This window comes from Bacillus sp. DE0042 (assembly GCF_007680225.1).
GTDB lineage: Bacteria > Bacillota > Bacilli > Bacillales > Bacillaceae_G > Bacillus_A > Bacillus_A wiedmannii.
Genome location: NZ_VEJP01000002.1, coordinates 121,487 through 137,899, shown reverse-complemented (window position 1 = coordinate 137,899; position 16,413 = coordinate 121,487). Strand labels below are relative to the sequence as shown.

At 33.0% G+C, this 16,413-nt stretch carries 18 protein-coding genes; 16 read left to right on the top strand and 2 right to left on the bottom strand.

Going from position 1 to position 16,413, the window contains the following annotated elements; genetic code table 11:
* The first annotated feature begins 304 nt into the window (after positions 1–304).
* The 8 genes from FS802_RS11030 (at position 305) to FS802_RS10995 (ending at position 5,607) form a co-directional block, all read left to right on the top strand.
* On the top strand, positions 305–673 hold the full coding sequence (locus FS802_RS11030; RefSeq protein WP_098103617.1) for a hypothetical protein: 369 nt from the start codon (positions 305–307) through the stop codon (positions 671–673).
* A gap of 196 nt (positions 674–869) precedes the next feature.
* Positions 870–1,655, top strand: a complete 786-nt coding sequence (locus FS802_RS11025; RefSeq protein ID WP_064475560.1) for a class I SAM-dependent methyltransferase — start codon at positions 870–872, stop codon at positions 1,653–1,655.
* 69 nt (positions 1,656–1,724) lie between these two features.
* Positions 1,725–1,913 carry a DUF3970 family protein gene (locus FS802_RS11020; protein ID WP_064475559.1) on the top strand — a complete coding sequence of 63 codons (189 nt, stop codon included), beginning with the start codon at positions 1,725–1,727 and terminating at the stop codon, positions 1,911–1,913.
* Between the two features lie 77 nt (positions 1,914–1,990).
* Complete coding sequence (locus tag FS802_RS11015; RefSeq protein ID WP_098655216.1) at positions 1,991–2,956, top strand: nucleoside hydrolase; 966 nt, start codon at positions 1,991–1,993, stop codon at positions 2,954–2,956.
* Positions 2,957–3,129: 173 nt separating this feature from the next.
* Positions 3,130–3,372 carry a GlsB/YeaQ/YmgE family stress response membrane protein gene (locus FS802_RS11010; RefSeq protein WP_000638309.1) on the top strand — a complete coding sequence of 81 codons (243 nt, stop codon included), beginning with the start codon at positions 3,130–3,132 and terminating at the stop codon, positions 3,370–3,372.
* Between the two features lie 77 nt (positions 3,373–3,449).
* Positions 3,450–3,845 (top strand): hypothetical protein, encoded by a 396-nt coding sequence (locus FS802_RS11005; RefSeq protein WP_000847586.1) that lies wholly within the window; start codon positions 3,450–3,452, stop codon positions 3,843–3,845.
* A 219-nt stretch (positions 3,846–4,064) separates the two neighbouring features.
* A complete protein-coding gene (locus FS802_RS11000) occupies positions 4,065–4,922 on the top strand; it encodes a gluzincin family metallopeptidase (RefSeq protein WP_098655215.1) in 858 nt (285 codons plus the stop codon).
* Between the two features lie 16 nt (positions 4,923–4,938).
* On the top strand, positions 4,939–5,607 hold the full coding sequence (locus tag FS802_RS10995) for a YjgB family protein (protein ID WP_098655214.1): 669 nt from the start codon (positions 4,939–4,941) through the stop codon (positions 5,605–5,607).
* Between the two features lie 65 nt (positions 5,608–5,672).
* On the opposite strand, the gene FS802_RS10990 is transcribed toward FS802_RS10995, so the two are convergent.
* On the bottom strand, positions 5,673–6,899 hold the full coding sequence (locus FS802_RS10990) for an MDR family MFS transporter (protein WP_098655213.1): 1,227 nt from the start codon (positions 6,897–6,899) through the stop codon (positions 5,673–5,675).
* Positions 6,900–7,000: 101 nt separating this feature from the next.
* Between FS802_RS10990 and FS802_RS10985 the strand changes: the two genes are divergently transcribed.
* The 5 genes from FS802_RS10985 (at position 7,001) to FS802_RS10965 (ending at position 12,529) form a co-directional block, all read left to right on the top strand.
* Positions 7,001–8,737 carry an ABC transporter substrate-binding protein gene (locus FS802_RS10985; protein WP_098655212.1) on the top strand — a complete coding sequence of 579 codons (1,737 nt, stop codon included), beginning with the start codon at positions 7,001–7,003 and terminating at the stop codon, positions 8,735–8,737.
* Positions 8,738–8,896: 159 nt separating this feature from the next.
* Complete coding sequence (locus FS802_RS10980) at positions 8,897–9,520, top strand: YhbD family protein (RefSeq protein ID WP_087980731.1); 624 nt, start codon at positions 8,897–8,899, stop codon at positions 9,518–9,520.
* A gap of 13 nt (positions 9,521–9,533) precedes the next feature.
* Positions 9,534–10,244, top strand: a complete 711-nt coding sequence (locus FS802_RS10975) for a bactofilin family protein (RefSeq protein WP_098655211.1) — start codon at positions 9,534–9,536, stop codon at positions 10,242–10,244.
* Between the two features lie 18 nt (positions 10,245–10,262).
* Positions 10,263–10,970, top strand: a complete 708-nt coding sequence (locus tag FS802_RS10970; RefSeq protein WP_000401032.1) for a hypothetical protein — start codon at positions 10,263–10,265, stop codon at positions 10,968–10,970.
* A gap of 23 nt (positions 10,971–10,993) precedes the next feature.
* Positions 10,994–12,529: an MDR family MFS transporter gene (locus FS802_RS10965; protein WP_098655210.1), complete on the top strand. Its 1,536-nt coding sequence runs from the start codon at positions 10,994–10,996 to the stop codon at positions 12,527–12,529.
* 54 nt (positions 12,530–12,583) lie between these two features.
* Here the strand turns inward: FS802_RS10965 and FS802_RS10960 are convergent, their stop codons facing one another.
* Entirely contained in the window at positions 12,584–12,904 is a 321-nt protein-coding gene (locus FS802_RS10960) for a hypothetical protein (RefSeq protein WP_001062728.1), read from the bottom strand.
* A gap of 253 nt (positions 12,905–13,157) precedes the next feature.
* Here FS802_RS10960 and FS802_RS10955 point away from each other — a divergent pair, with 253 nt between their 5' ends.
* From FS802_RS10955 to FS802_RS10945, 3 genes are all read left to right on the top strand, one after another.
* The gene (locus FS802_RS10955; protein WP_098655209.1) at positions 13,158–13,937 is read left to right on the top strand and encodes a BC_2878 family exosporium-associated protein; all 780 of its coding nucleotides are present in this window, start codon (positions 13,158–13,160) and stop codon (positions 13,935–13,937) included.
* A 259-nt stretch (positions 13,938–14,196) separates the two neighbouring features.
* The gene (locus FS802_RS10950) at positions 14,197–14,967 is read left to right on the top strand and encodes a GNAT family N-acetyltransferase (RefSeq protein ID WP_098655208.1); all 771 of its coding nucleotides are present in this window, start codon (positions 14,197–14,199) and stop codon (positions 14,965–14,967) included.
* A 521-nt stretch (positions 14,968–15,488) separates the two neighbouring features.
* On the top strand, positions 15,489–16,175 hold the full coding sequence (locus FS802_RS10945; RefSeq protein ID WP_098720327.1) for a CsxC family protein: 687 nt from the start codon (positions 15,489–15,491) through the stop codon (positions 16,173–16,175).
* Positions 16,176–16,413 lie beyond the last annotated feature (238 nt).

The following is a 16,413-nucleotide window of genomic DNA, read 5'->3' as shown; positions in this document are numbered from 1 at the left end:
ACTACAAATAAGTTACATAAAATAAGGGGGTAAAAAGATGGATGAAGTAATTGGAGAAGTTGTAGCAGGTATTTGTGAATTTGTAGTTGAAGTAACGGCAGATGCTATTGGGAATTTAGTTTCCGGGAATGATGAGGAAAAAGAAACATTATAATAGTTTGTAAAAGTATACAGATGATCCAAATATAAAGGTTGATTTCTAAAAGGGAGTCAGCTTTTTTATTTTTTACATTATATTAATTTTATTTGAATATTCATTTGTTATTATGTTTGTGAAACTCATAAAGGAGGTGAATAAATAAAGATGTCGAATTTAGGATCTGATTTATCTAATTCTTGTTTAATTATGGCGAATGTAGACGAAAGGGAATATCATTTTATTATACGTGAACATCCGATTTTAGGGAAAATTATATCGCTACTTGAAAATGGAAAAGAATATGGTTTAATAGATAAACAAATCGCTAATAAAGATAATTTTATTAAATCGGAGCTTATTAAATTAGATTATTTTAACATAGATGTTCTACAGCATACACCTGGATGGATATGGATTGGTATGGATCAATTTGGTTTACATGCTCGTGAGGCTACTTATAACGAAGTAGACGTTATTATGAAGTTGAAAGAGGATTTATATTATATAGATGTATATGAAAAAGTAAAAATGTAATAAATATTTAGTCAGGTTAGGGGACAAGTTCCCGTAGCCTTTTTTGTTTAGTAATAAAACGTAACATTAATATTATATCGATGATAGGACAGCATGATAAGAAGTAAGCTGAAAAGAGGATTTGAAAATACATAAAGAGAACTTTAATTATTACATGAATCTTATATGTAAGTAACAATAGAAAGAAGATGATAAAATGAGTAAAGAAGAGCTTGTAAAACAACAGTTTGGTAATAATGCGGAAAAGTATGTAAAAAGTAAAATTCATGCAAAAGGACCGGATTTACAATATGTAGTTCAACAAGTAGAGTCTCGTCATAATAATCGTCTTCTTGATATTGCTACTGGCGGTGGACATGTTGCGAATGTATTAGCTCCATTGTTTAAAGAAGTAGTTGCCTTAGACTTAACAGAAAAAATGTTAGAGAATGCAAAAAACTTTATTATAAGTAATGGATATGAAAATGTATCTTTTGTCGCTGGAAACGCTGAAAGTTTACCGTTTGCCGATAGTTCTTTTGATACGATTACATGCCGAATTGCAGCACATCATTTTACGAATCCAGCTCAGTTTATTTATGAAGTAAATCGTACGTTAGAACATAATGGATTGTTTATTTTGATAGATAATGTTTCACCGGAAAATAATGAATTTGATACATTTTATAATTTTATAGAAAAAAAGCGAGATCCGAGTCATGAACGAGCGCTGAAAAAAACAGAATGGATTACCATGTTAGAAAAAAACGGTTTGCAAATGCAATCATGCCTTACTTTTGACAAGAAATTTGAATTTGACTGGTGGTGCGATATGATGAATGTACCTTTGCAGAAACGTATGAAATTAACAGAATGTATGATGAAAACACCAGTTGAAATGCAAGAATTCTTTAATATTCAAATTGAAAATAATAAAATAAATTCGTTTTATACTGAAATGGCATTGTTTGTATGCAAAAAAAGCGCGACATTAAAAAGATAAATTTCTTGCAGTCTTTTCAAAGTACGTTATACTTAGTACAGAGAAAATGAGAATTGAGGAAATATAATAATGATTCGCGTACGTATTGAAGGAACTGAAGAAGAAATGCTTGAATTTATGGAGAAAATTCCAGATATTCCTGGATTTGAAAAAACACATATGAGAGAACCGAGAAAAGGAAATAATCCAAAATACGATTCAAGTAAAAATGTACTAGCATATTTATCTTATAAAAAGATTGAAGTCGCCAATAAATAGGTGGCTTTTTTAGTTTGTACCGTTTCACAGCCTTGTCTTTTTCACATAATAATAGTAGTAGACTATGCTGAAGAGGGGTGAGGATAGTTAATAAGAAAATCATCTTTTTTGGAGACTTTGGTATTGACGATGCTGTGGCGTTAATTTATGCAAATAAAACATGTAAATTAGATATTATAGGTATTGTTGCTGAATATGGGAATGTATCGCGAGAGATTGTAACGGAAAATGTGTATTTTTTAGAAAGATACTATGCTACAGAAGTAAAAATCATTGAGGGTGCAGCAAGACCGATGACAGCAGAAGAACCTTTATTCTTTCCTGAAATTCATGGAAATCACGGTTTAGGTCCAATTATTCCACCTGATATGAGGATTTGTAAACGGGAAAATTTTTGTGAATTAATTAAATTAATTGAGCCTTGTCCAGAAGATATCATTATTGTAGCGACAGGACGATTAACAACATTGGCAACGTTATTTTTATTATATCCAAATGTCATGGATAAGGTATGTTCGTATTATATTATGGGTGGTGCTTTTTTATTTCCTGGTAACGTTACTCCTGTATCAGAAGCGAATTTTTATGGAGATCCAATCGCCGCAAATATTGTTATGAAGTACGCAAAGAATGCGACTATTTATCCGTTAAATGTAACACAAGACGCTCTAATTACTCCTGAAATGTTGGATATGATTAATAAAGAAGGAACAGGGCAGGCAAAACTCATTAAACCAATGATCGATTTTTATTATGAGAACTTTTATAAAAAAGAATACCCGGGTATTGCTGGAAGTCCGATTCACGATTTACTTCCGTTCATTTCATTTATAAATGATGATATTTTTGAATACAAAAAATCTGCAGTTTGGATTAGTACGACAAATGACGTAACAAGAGGACAAAGTGTGGCAGACTTTAGAAAAATAGCTGAGCCGACAACGTTTGATAATAGGCCTATTCAAAAAATTGCAGTTGGTTTTAACTATCCAGCTTTTAAAGAAGAGTTTATGCGGACAATATTAAAGCCTGACTGTCCCTAATATGTGAAATACGAAGGGTATCAACCATACGTCGAAATAACAGGTCGTTCATTATTTTGAAATAATCAAATAGTTAAGCTGTATGAATAACTTATGGGAAATGTAACATAACTAATGGTAAGCAATTGTTTCTAATTATATTTTGATCTGTGAAATATAAAGGAGGTTATCATATGATTTGGTCTTTAATCGTTGGTGGTTTATTAGGATGGTTTGCAAGCTTAATTACTGGAAGAGACGTACCAGGTGGCGTAATAGGCAATATTATTGCTGGTATTATCGGTTCTTGGATTGGTACGAAATTACTTGGTAGTTTTGGCCCTGTAATAGGCGGGTTTGCAATTATTCCAGCTTTAATCGGTGCGATTATTTTAATTTTCATCGTAAGCTTTTTATTACGAGCAATGCGGAAATGAATGTACGGACTGTTTACATTTGTAAGCAGTCCTTTTTATATGTTATGCTAGTATTATACAATCAGGAGGTGTCAGCATTGAAAACATTTACAGTAAATTTCCATCAAGAAGATAATGCTAAAGCGACAACAGTACATAAATTAAGTGAAGAGGACTTCAATAAAGCAACAGAAAAAGGTACTCGTCATCTATTTGATTTAGATACAAACGTTGGATTCTTCGTATTCTTTGACGCAGAAGATGCAGAAGGTAATGATCAATACTTAATGTTACAATACGAAGGGGATCATGAAGAGCCAACTGCGTGCTACGGATTTGATTTAAAACTATACTATCAATTTTTAGCACTATACTTAAATGATCTTGAATTCCACGGTGAAACAGATGAGGAAGAGGAAGAGTATGGCCCAATTCATCATTTAGCTCACTTACTTTATCATATTGTTGAAGATGGTAAGTCAATCGAAGTGTAAAAATACATATGTAAAGCTGTCCTTTTTGGACAGCTTTTTTTATTATTATGATGAATGTTATGATTTGCATAATGGTAAATGGATTTCTGATGGTGATAAATGGTTTGATTAAACAGAAAAAGCAACAAAGAAGACTCATCTATCTTTGTTGCTTTTTCTACGTTTCAGGAAGGATTGCAGTGTAAATGGCGAGAAGGGATATATAAGGAGATGGAAAAAATGATAAATAATACAATTCCAAGTTTTTTAAAATTATGGGAAAGTAACGATGTAGAAGTAGCAGTCCTCAACCAATACTTTACTTCGCATCCAGAGATATTTGAAGAATACTTTAAGTATCATTGTCCACATACGAGAGAGCGTGTTTCTAATGCCATTAAACAATATCCCGCAAAAATAGAAGAAATTCGTATCATTGCAGAAACATTACCAACTATTATTCAAGAGATAACGAATGAATATCATTATAAATATAACTTTGATGTAAATATGAATTTTCATCTATTTGTTGGAGGGTTTGGCTCTAATGCATTTGTAGAAAGGGAAATTATTGGAGACATATTTTTTGCGGCAGAAAAATTATCTCCAGATGTAAATCATCTTCGTGTTATTGTCGCTCACGAAATAGGACATATATATCATAATGTTATGTTACACAATGATGGAATGGATTGGGGTAAAGCCGATTGGACTGACGGGTCAGTTAATTTGTATCGTGAAGGCGTTGCAACATATTTATCAAAGCAAATTATGAGAGGTTTAAATGAATCAGTGTACTACTCATATAACAATGATGGCGAACGTTGGTTACAATGCTATATAGAAAATGAAGAACAAATAAAGAATCGTTTTTTGGAAGATTATATAGAAGGATGGACGTTTGAAAAAGAGAAAGAGTGGTTTCGGTTATCTGGAGGACAGTATTTTGGATACAACCGACTCGGTTATTTTTTAGGAACAGCTTTTGTAGAATATGTTGTACAAGCATTGGGAGAGAGTGAAGTATTTATTTTTTGGAACAAACACAATTTGAAAAGCGGTGTCATGGATTGGTTATCGAAAGGAATAAGATTATAATAGGGGGCTGAAATGTATGAAAGTGTATGTAAAGATAGCTATGTTATTTCTCGCTTTTACATGCATATTTGCATTAGTAGCATGTAAAGGGACAGATGAAAAAAAGGAAACAAACCAAACCTCGGAAAATAGTAAAAACGAACAAAATAATTCTTCTGAAGAAAAGAAAGAGCCTGAAGCAAAATCAAATAATGAAGGATCAGCAAAACCAAAGACAGATTCAAGCACGCAAGATACAGTTATAAATCAAAAATCAATTAACCACATTAAAGATTTGTTTGAACTAGCGAAGGAAGGAAAAGTACCTAATGTCCCGTTCGCAGCACATACAGGTGATATTGAAGAAATAGAAAAAGATTGGGGTAAAGCAGATAAAACGGAACAAGCAGGCAACGGAATGTACGCTACCTTTACAAATAAAAATGTTTCCTTCGGTTTTAATAAAGGGTCACAAGTTTTTGATGTACGCTCCTATCATGCAGAGCTAAAATCAATTACATTACAAGAAATAGAGAAAGCATTAGGAAAACCAGCTTCAGTTAAAGTAAATGGGGAAGATAAAATATACGTATATAAAGTAAACAATCAGTTTGAGTTAAAATTCATTATTCCAAAATCGACTGGTAAGGTAAATCATATTTCAGTATTTTCACCAGAAGATAGTATTAATAAAATGGCAGGGTAATAAAAAAGGGTGTCACAAAAGTCTGGAGACTTTTGTGACATCCTTCTTTTTATAAAGAAAGCATCCTATAAAATATGAGGGGTATGCTCCGAAACGTCTTTATTTATTTTATTACGTTCTACATTATGAATAAACAGTGCTTGAATAATCCCTCCCATTATTAAGAAACAAGCGCAAATATAAAATAGCATGCTACCGTTTAGTTTACTTAATAAAACCGCACCAAGTACAGGACCGCACGTACGAGATATATCCCAATGTAACCCGTAAATTGAAAAATACAATCCACGCTTATCTGTAGGAGCGATTTCTGAAACGAATCGAAGTAAATGGTTTAAGGCGATACTTTCCCCAATGACTAAAAAGAGTAATGTGAAGAATAGTGATGTGATTGTTGCTGAAATCCCGTAGCCAATTGCAGCTATTGTATAGCAAGTGTAAGAAATAAGAATAATTTTCGCCATAGAAAATCGTTCAGACCATTTCACAAGGAAAACTTGCAGGAAGATTTCCATTATAGCCTTGCATGTTGAAATAAAAGCGAGCATGAATACGAAATCTGGAAATATATCTTTAGCGAAAATGCGATAATTTGTCTCAGTTTGAGCATAAAAAAAGCTAATAGGGAGTGTAGTAATCATAAGTCCTAAAACGGCGTAATGCTTGCTTACAAATTGTTTTGAAGATGATACTTCAACTTTTTGCTTTGGCTTTGTAAATACTGGAGCGGTTTCTGGAAGCTGCGTCCATACAACTACTGCATATACCATAAGTGTAATGCTTTGCATTATAAATAAATATTCAGGGTGAGTATGATAAAAGATAGCACCAATTATTGGACCGATTACGGAACTAATTGCAGCCATCGTATGCAAAAGAGCAAAAATTTCTGCTTGTTGTTTTTGTTTTGTTAAATCAGCAATTTGTGCACGTTGAGCGGGAATATATAAGGAACGGCCAACCCCATTTATGACGTAAAGCAAAGCAAATATAAAAACAGATTGAGCAAAGACGAAGCCGCCGATTGCAACGCCTTGTAGCAATAAGCCGAGTAACATAATTTTCTTTCGCCCATATTTATCCGTCACTCCTCCAGCAATAAGTGTAAATACAATGTCTGAGAGAGGTTGTAGTCCGAAAATGAGCATAGTTATTATTATATTACCGTTTAACATTTTATTAACGTAAATAATCATAATGAGAGCTAACATAGATTCAGTCGTTCGAGTTAATAATTCGCCGCACAGTCTAATAATAATGGGTTTATTATAACGTAGTATGAGATTGTTCAATATTAATTCCTCCTTTCTATATTGAAATGATAAGATGAAAGGAGAGGTGGAAAAAGGGTAGAAACAAAAGGGGTTATTTTTCACCTTTTAGGGGGATTATGATGTTTATTTTAGATCAATATATCGCACTATGGTGTGCCTATGGTAAAGGGAGACAAGAAGGAGAACAATTAGAAGTTACCGTACAAATGATAGCAGAAACATTATTTTGTACGGAGCGTAATAGTAAATTAATAATAAAAAAATTAGAAGAGTTAAATTGGATCGCTTGGTTTCCAGGACGGGGGAGAGGGAATCGCTCTAAATTAATATTTCAAAAGCAACCGAGGATATTAATTTTAGACAGAGGAAAAGAACTAACGAAAAAAGGGGATGTGAAAAGTGGAATCTCATTTGTGGAACGCTACAGCTCACAATTTCCATTAGTAAAGAAAGAGTATGAAGCTTGGATAGATTCCATATTTGGTCATAAAATAGAAAGGACACCTGAAGGAAGAAAAGATGTACTTCGGTTGCAAGTACAAATGAATTTAGACATCGCTTTGGATCCGGTTTACGCTACGATGCGCTCAGAATGTCATATGGTTAAACATATTTTTGATACACTCGTATATGTGAATGAGGAAACAAATTGTATAGAGCCAAGACTTGCTTTTCACTGGCAATATAATGACGCTGAAAAGGTTTGGACATTTTATTTAAGAAAAGGCGTTCATCTTCATAATAGAAAACGACTTACCGCACATGATGTTATACATTCATTGAATCGATTTATGAAAGCGGAAAACAACCCACACGCATGGATGTTGCAACATGTTAAAAATGTCCGTGCAGTGGATGAATTTGTTGTTGAAATTCAATTACATACGGAAAATAGGATGTTTTTACATATGCTAAGTGCAGAACAGTGTTCTATCGTACATGAAGATGAAAAAGGAAGCTTTATTGGTACAGGTCCTTTTATATTACGTGAGAAAAATGCACAGTTATTTGTATTAGAAGTGCATGATTTATATTATCGTGAAAGACCTTTTCTTGACCGAATTGAACTAATGAATGTAGAGCAAAATGTAAATACGTATGATGTATTAGTAAAGGCGCAGTATAAAGATAAAGAAAAGCCCAATAAAGAGTTGTCTCGGCTTGAATTGAACGTGACATATGTAACGTGCAATCTTGTAAAAGAAGGGCCAATGCAAGATGAGTTGTTTCGAAAGGCGCTTTATAAAATTATTCATGGCGATAAAATTGTTCAAGAGCTCTGCGGCGAACGTGGAGAAGTGGCAAAGAAACTAATATTAGCAAATGAAAGCATAGTAGAGATTGAGGAAGATATAGCTAGTTTAATTAAAAGGAGTACGTATCATTATGAAGTGCTACAACTCTACACATTTACAGGACAAGATCACGTAGAAGATGCACAATGGATTCAGAAAGAGTGTGCGAAGTATGGGATTCGTGTAGAAAATAATTTTCTTGAAGTTGAAGAGTTATTGGAAATCAGTACGATACAAAAGGCTGATATGATGCATGATAGTGCAACAATTAGCGAACGAATAGAAGATAGTCTGCTATATATGTTTCTTACAAAAAATAGTTTTATTCATGGGCAAAGCAGCATGGACTTTCATAAAAAGTTTTCCCCTTATTTTAAAGAAGAACATTTAGAGAATAGAGTTACATTGTTACGCGATATTGAGGACACTTTGTTGCGGCACATTCATATTATTCCTTTATACCGCAACAAACAACAAGTAACTTCTCACGAAAAAGTACAAAATATAATGATTAATTCACAAGGGTGGATTGATTTTTATGAAATATGGTTTACATTTTGATATATAAGGGTTTTTACACGTTTTAAATGATGTGTAAGAGCCTTTTTTTCGTGTGTGAAACAGGTTTGTTTTACACATTGTTACGCTACTTACGATAAAAGTCTATTTACAGCGTAACAGTGTTATGTTACATTGTTATCAGGAAGGAGTGTTATACAGTTGAGTACAGATTTAATTTCAAAAAAAGATTTATTAGAACTAACTGGTATTTCATACGGACAGTTATATAGGTGGAAAAGAAAAAATTTAATACCGGAAGATTGGTTTGTACGAAAGTCAACATTCACGGGTCAAGAGACATTTTTTCCGAAAGAAAAGATATTAGAGCGTATTGATAAAATCCAAACGATGAAAGAAGATTTATCACTTGATGAACTAGCAAATATGTTTTCACCGAGTGTAAGAGAAATCCTTTTAACAAAGGAAGACGTCTTACGTAAAGGAATTGCATCAGAGCCAGTTTTACAATTCTTCATAGAACAAACGAATAAAACAACAGAGTTTCAATTTGTAGATATTCTTTATGTGTATATGTTAGAAGAATTACTACAATCGGGAGAGATTAGTTTAGAAGAAGGAAAAATGGTCTTGCAAGTTTTACGTGAAAATTATGAGGCGATTAAGCATAAAACTTGTGACTTAATCATCGTCCGAAAGTTAGGGATTTCTACATGTTTCTTAGTTTCAAACGTGGACGATTTAATTTTTGAAAAAGGTACCAAAATAGTTTTACGCGAAGCGATTATGAAATATACCGAAGCATTAAAAACGAAACTGTTGTAGTGGAGGAGAAAGTATGCGTACAGATAATTTGATTATAAATGGTTACGGTTCATCGAATGGCGGCGAGTTTCTTAAAGTGCAATTAAATGGAAAAGGGACTGTTAATGGAAATGTTGAATGTGATCAATTTGAATGTAACGGTTACGGTGCTGTTACTGGAAATTTGAAAAGTAGCAATGCAAGAATTAGTGGATCGGGTAAAGTCGATGGTACAGTTATTGCGGAAACGATGCGAATTGATGGAAAAGCAACAATTACGCAAGATGTGAAGGCGAACAGTTTAAAAATTGCAGGAAAAGGTACGATAGGTGGAAATGTAACTGGTGAAGAATTTAAAATCAACGGTCAAGCAACGATTGATGGTAATTGTGAAGTGGATACTTTTTCTTCAGAAGGACAATTTACAATTGGTGGATTATTAAGCGCCGATGAAATAAATATTAATATTCACGGTACATGTCGAGCGAAAGAAATTGGTGGTCAAACGATTAAAGTAAAACATAGACTAAGTACTTTTAGTAGACTGTTTAAATCGGTATTTGGTATGCAATTAGAGGCTGAACTATTAGAAGGTGACAATATCGATATTGATTATGCTCACATAAAAACGGTAAGAGGAAACAATGTTACAGTAGGAGCGAACTGTGAGATTGAATTGATTGAATATACTGGTGTTCTTACTGTTGATAAAAACGCAAATGTAATAGAAATGAAGCAGGTTTAATGGGAGGGAGAAAATAATATGGAACATCAACATAGTCTTACTGTCAATGGTTCTGGTAGTTCAGCAGGCGGGGATTATAACAAAGTGAAGATCCGCGGTGAAGGAACGATTTCTAATGATATGAGCTGTAATGAATTTAAAACGTACGGAACGAGTGAAGTGCGCGGTAATATGAAAGTGAAAAATTATGTCGTGTATGGAGATAGTGAGGTACAAGGAAATGTAACTGCTGAATATGTAAAAGTATACGGAAATACACAAATGAATAGTGATGCCCATATTGAAAAAACGAAAGTAAGAGGTATGATAGAAGTTAAAGGGAAGTTTACTGGTGATTTCGTAGATGTGAAAGGCGCTTTAAATGTGAAAGGAGATATTGAAGTTGAAGAACTATCACTAACTGGTGGCCTTGAAAGTGATGGATTACTTAATGCTGAAAATATTGATATTTCACTTCGTTATGAAGGAAGTAAAGTGAGAGAGATTGGTGGTAAGAAGATTACCGTTCATAAAAAAGCGAGATTTATTCCATTTACAAGTCATGCTGGAAGCCTCCAAACGTCTATCATTGAAGGAGATGAAATTTATTTAGAGCATACGATTGCTGAAGTTGTAAGAGGAAACAACGTTACCATTGGTCCAGGATGTGAAATTAGTGTTGTAGAATATCATACTAGTTTTAACCAAAAAGGTAATGCAGTCGTAAAAGAACATAAACAAATATAAGTAGTACGAGGGAGAGCAAGGTTATGGTTGAGAAGAATAATAAGCTCGGCTTTGTTGTGGCGGGCTTATTGCTAGGTATTTTAATGGCATCAATGGACAATACCATTGTCGTAACAGCGATGGGAACGATTGTTGGTGACTTAGGAGGCCTTGAAAATTTTGTATGGGTCGTTTCTGCCTATATGGTCGCAGAAATGGCAGGTATGCCGATATTCGGAAAACTATCAGATATGTATGGTAGAAAGAGATTCTTTATTTTCGGTTTAATCGTCTTTATGATTGGTTCGGTACTTTGTGGTACTGCTGAAAATATTACACAGTTAGGTATTTATCGTGCCATTCAAGGTATTGGCGGCGGGGCATTAGTGCCGATCGCGTTTACAATCGTTTTTGATATTTTCCCTCCTGAAAAGCGCGGGAAAATGGGTGGATTATTCGGAGCAGTATTTGGTTTATCAAGTATTTTTGGTCCGTTGCTTGGTGCGTATATTACAGATTACATAAGCTGGCACTGGGTATTTTACATTAACTTACCGCTTGGCGTTTTAGCACTTATTTTTATTACATTCTTTTATAAAGAATCACGAGTTCATAGAAAGCAAAAAATTGATTGGTTTGGCGCAATTACTTTAGTTGGTGCAGTAGTTTCGCTAATGTTTGCTTTAGAACTAGGTGGACAAAAGTATGATTGGGATTCTAACTTTATTTTAAGTTTATTTGGCGGATTCGCTATTTTAATTATTGCATTTATTTTTATTGAACGTAAAGTAGAAGAACCGATCATTTCATTTGAAATGTTTAAACAACGTTTATTCGGAATGAGTACCATTATTGCATTATGTTACGGTGCTGCGTTCATGTCAGCAACTGTATACATACCGTTATTCATTCAAGGTGTATACGGTGGTAGCGCAACAAACTCAGGATTATTACTTTTACCGATGATGTTAGGATCAGTCGTAACAGCTCAATTAGGTGGATTTTTAACGACGAAGCTTAGCTACCGAAACATTATGATTATTTCTGCTGTTATTATGTTAATTGGACTATTCTTATTAAGCACATTAACGCCAGAAACAAGTCGTATATTATTAACGGTTTATATGATTATTATTGGATTTGGAGTAGGTTTCTCATTCTCTGTACTAAGTATGGCAGCTATTCACAACTTCGGTATGGAGCAGCGTGGATCTGCAACTTCAACGAGTAATTTCATTCGTTCATTAGGAATGACACTTGGTATTACAATCTTCGGAATGATTCAAAGAACAGGTTTCCAAGATCAATTAGAAGAAGCTTTTAAAGGTATGAGCGGAGGAATGAATACAAACGCTTTAGGAGATTCAAGAGCTATTCTATCAGAATCGGCAAGATCTCAAATCCCGCCGCAAATATTAGATAAAATTATTGATGCTCTTTCTAGCTCCATTGTTCAAACATTTATGTGGGCATTGGTACCAGCAGGTCTAGCATTCATATTTATTTTCTTTATGGGAAATGAGCGTATGGTAATTAAGAAAAAACAAACGAATAAAAAGAGTGAAACATCAAAAGCGTAATGAAAAAGCTCCTTTCCAATTGGAAAGGAGCTTTTTCGTATGTACAGATTTAGATTAGCCTTCGATAATTTCGTATTCTTCGTCTGCTAATAATAAAATTTGTGTCTTCTTACCTTTGTTTTGAACTTCGATTACATCGTATGCACCTAAGTCTCTTAGTTTGTTTTGAGAAGCGTTAACCATAACTTCCATAGAATCAATTAAGATATCTTCTTCAATGTATGATTCAGGCAATGCCATATCTTCTGTTTCTAATACACATGCATATAGATTTTGTAAGTTTTCAGCAGTTGGGTTTTGTTCCTCAACATCAATGATGTTCTTTACTGCATCCATATTTTCTTCTTTTGCTTGGTATACTTTAATTTTAGCCATTGTTTTATTCTCCTTTATAACGTAATCGTAGAGGCTACACCTTATTATAACGTTTTTTTCATGAAAGATGAAATTGTTATATGTATTTATAGGGAAATTTATGTGCTATTACTCATTATTGGCGTAATTTCATTATTAATGTGATAAGTAAGTACCTATATTCCTGAGTTAAAGTTATATTGTCCAAGCTTTTTTATGCTCCGTTCATATTATATGTATTAGATAAAACATATAGGGAAGGGATGGAGTGTAAGTGGGTTGTGAGCCGAAACGAAATTATCAATGCTGCCAAAATAGTATTTGTGAATTTTTGCGAAGTCTAGAGCCTTTTACAAAAGTTGAGAGTATTGTAATCGCCGGAAACGAAATTGTTGTATCTTATTTTCTTTCACTTAATAAGAGGAATGGTATCGTATCCTTCGTACAAGAGGACAATGAGGTTATTTTTGTAGATTGCTCTAGGATTGATGCAATTCGAATAGGAAAAGTTTGTAGTTGTAAAACGAAAGTTAAATTTATTGAAGAGGATTTTAGTTTACTTGGAAATGTTTGTCCGCAATGTTTAACAGAGGGTAGTACACTCTTTTTTGACTTTTACAATCCAGAATTGAATTTATCACTACAAGCAAAAACAATTGATGCACCTAGTTGTACTGAATTTATAGATGAGATGGGGAATGTCGTAAAGCAAATTACTATAATAGGTGAAGCGATTGTTTCTAAAGATTTTGTTCAAGTGCCAGAACTATTAAACTTTCAATTAGTTTTATCTGATACGGCTACGAATCCTTTAAAGTTTGGAATACTGTTCATTAATTTCCCTGATCTTACGTTTATTATTCTTTTCGCATCGAGTGGGTACCTCAACATTTCGAATTGTTTGAAAATTAGGAGTGGAACTGGTAATGCTGAAATAGAAGAGATGAAAAAGATGGTGACGAATGACAATAATACGTACAAGTCAGTTGTTAAATTGACTAAAGTATATAAAAATGGAGGAACAGAATCATATATTTATAAGAATGAGTTATAACATACGTATTTAAATGAACCCTCAAACGAGTATTGAGGGGTATTACATAATAAAAGATGATAATCGGTTACATGTAGATTGCAAATTATTATTAAGTATATTTACTGTTAACCTTTATACAGGACAGTCGCTTACTATTCATTAGATGTTATAATAATTTTATATTTACGAATATTTTACGATTATATATAGTTTAATAAACTTTTGTTTATATATGAAAAGTAGAGTTAAACTGATTCCAAAGAAAGCGGGAATGTAAATGATATATGAAGCGAGTATACATACGAGAGAAAAATTAGTTACTATGTTCGAGGATTTCAATAACGTTGTTTTACTTTCTTATTTACAAGGACATATGGGTACTGCTTGGGTAAATAATCTTGAAAACCCAACAGTAGCGCAAGTTACGGTAGGGATCTTTACATTTTACGCTGGTGATTCGAATGCGAAAGAAACTGAAGAATTAGTACGTAACATTCCTGATAGAATGTTAGTAATCGTAAATAGTGAAGAGTGGAAAAAGCGTTTAGAAACATGTTACGAAAGAAAAATAGATAAGTTTTTACGCTATAAGTTCAAACGGAATGCGGAAGTTTTTAATCATTCAAAATTACAATCTTTTATATCAGCGCTTCCAAAAGGATACGAGTTACGAAAAATAGATGAACATATCGTAAATATTCCCATATTACATAAGGTCTCTGAAGATTTTACAAGTCAATTTCAAACGGTGGAAGATTATATAAACCGAGGTATAGGTTATAGCATTTTATATAAAGATGAAGTTGTATGTGGTGCATCATCGTATAGTATTTATGATAATGGCATTGAAATTGAAGTGGCGACTGATCACAATCATAGAAGAAAAGGGTTGGCAACTATAGTTAGTGCGGCGTTAATCTTGGCGTGTTTAGAAAAAGGGATATATCCAAATTGGGATGCAGCGAATACTACGTCTGCTAAACTAGCAGAAAAGCTAGGATATGTTTTTGATAAGGCGTATGATGCTTATTTTGTGGATAATAGGTAAATGAATGAATTTGTACAATTGTACAACAGAAAAAGTCTAGAAAATCCTATAAAATTCGTGTTAATTACTCTTTTTTAAAATTACAAATTGGGTATAAAAATCGACTTGAAAAAGTCGGTTTTTATTTTTTAACAATAAGGTGCATCCAATATTAATTTGCTGTTGCATAGATATTATGGAATGAAGAAATTAACAAAATTAATTTTATTTGTCTTAATAAATTTAAGAATAGATTTTTGAAAGTTCCTTCGAAAATATGGATATCCTTTTTACTATTGAACTTAATCAACATATTATGGTGTTTTTCCGCGATAATAGTTAAGAATTTTTTTAATAGGTAAATATTCATAAAAACTAATTATATTAAACTGTGTGTATTTGACTATTAAAGATAGAATACTATCTTTATTTGCAAATGATAAAAGTGACTATGATACAAACCCACGCATTAATAGAAAAAATACATATACAGTAAAGAGAGTTAAAAAACTCTAATTTTTTTATAAAGGAGATTATAAAATATGAGTGAACAATGCCCAATTAATGTACCATGTCAGGTAGCAGGACAAACTCAAACACCATTAAGTGATGCACCTGCAACACCAATTACTACTCCAGGAGCACCAATTGTAAAAATACCAGTTGTATTAGCAGAAAGAACGATTCAAATTGTTGTAGAATCTGATATTTCATTAGATCCTCCAGCAGTTGAAATTAAACGTATCTTAAAAAATGCATTTTTAACACAATGTAAGTTAGTTCCTGTAGCATTCGAACCAGTACCAGGTACACCTTACCGAAGAGTTACAAGAGCAAAATTATTTGTACAAGGATATATTCGAAAAAATATTGAGTATGCAAATGATGAGTGTAATGGAGTGCTATATGACCGTATTGCAAATGTTCCATTTTCTGGTTTTGCAGATTTAACAGAAGCTGATTTTCTATCATTAGCTATAGTAGCTGCTTCCTCAGATACTACTTCTCACTTTATTAATCCTAAAAATGGTGATTTACCACGTTTAGACAAATACTTCTTCGAAAATACAGTTTTTTATAACGAACAACCATATTGCGAGTTAGTTAGCGCTCAATTTTTCGAATTAGACTTTTCGCCTTGTCCAACAGACCTAAATGAACCATTTGATACTCTTCGTGAAAAAATTGTACTAGATCTTACTTTAAAAGTTTTACAAGTACAAGTATAAAACTAAAAAAGCATTGTCTTTGATAAAAAGACAATGTCTTTTTTATTATTATAAAACATATATAATGATGAAAATGAATACGTGTAAAATAACATATTTTCCTGAATTTTATTAGATGGGGGGATGGTGATGAATAAGCCATGGATTGGTAAGGTGCTATGGGATGAAATTCACAAGTATAAAGATCTGAATAAACAAGATAATTCACGAGAAAGAATAGTAAAGAAAGAAGAGGAAG

Bases quoted from the DNA above. Each gene is read 5' to 3' on its own strand.
- FS802_RS11010 (WP_000638309.1), top strand. From the start codon at position 3,130: ATGATTTGGTCTTTAATCGTTGGTGGTTTATTAGGATGGTTTGCAAGC.
- FS802_RS11020 (WP_064475559.1), top strand. From the start codon at position 1,725: ATGATTCGCGTACGTATTGAAGGAACTGAAGAAGAAATGCTTGAATTT.
- FS802_RS10985 (WP_098655212.1), top strand. From the start codon at position 7,001: ATGTTTATTTTAGATCAATATATCGCACTATGGTGTGCCTATGGTAAA.
- FS802_RS10975 (WP_098655211.1), top strand. From the start codon at position 9,534: ATGCGTACAGATAATTTGATTATAAATGGTTACGGTTCATCGAATGGC.
- FS802_RS10950 (WP_098655208.1), top strand. From the start codon at position 14,197: ATGATATATGAAGCGAGTATACATACGAGAGAAAAATTAGTTACTATG.
- FS802_RS11025 (WP_064475560.1), top strand. From the start codon at position 870: ATGAGTAAAGAAGAGCTTGTAAAACAACAGTTTGGTAATAATGCGGAA.
- FS802_RS10965 (WP_098655210.1), top strand. From the start codon at position 10,994: ATGGTTGAGAAGAATAATAAGCTCGGCTTTGTTGTGGCGGGCTTATTG.
- FS802_RS11000 (WP_098655215.1), top strand. From the start codon at position 4,065: ATGATAAATAATACAATTCCAAGTTTTTTAAAATTATGGGAAAGTAAC.
- FS802_RS10970 (WP_000401032.1), top strand. From the start codon at position 10,263: ATGGAACATCAACATAGTCTTACTGTCAATGGTTCTGGTAGTTCAGCA.
- FS802_RS10960 (WP_001062728.1), bottom strand. From the start codon at position 12,904: ATGGCTAAAATTAAAGTATACCAAGCAAAAGAAGAAAATATGGATGCA.
- FS802_RS10945 (WP_098720327.1), top strand. From the start codon at position 15,489: ATGAGTGAACAATGCCCAATTAATGTACCATGTCAGGTAGCAGGACAA.
- FS802_RS10995 (WP_098655214.1), top strand. From the start codon at position 4,939: ATGAAAGTGTATGTAAAGATAGCTATGTTATTTCTCGCTTTTACATGC.
- FS802_RS11030 (WP_098103617.1), top strand. From the start codon at position 305: ATGTCGAATTTAGGATCTGATTTATCTAATTCTTGTTTAATTATGGCG.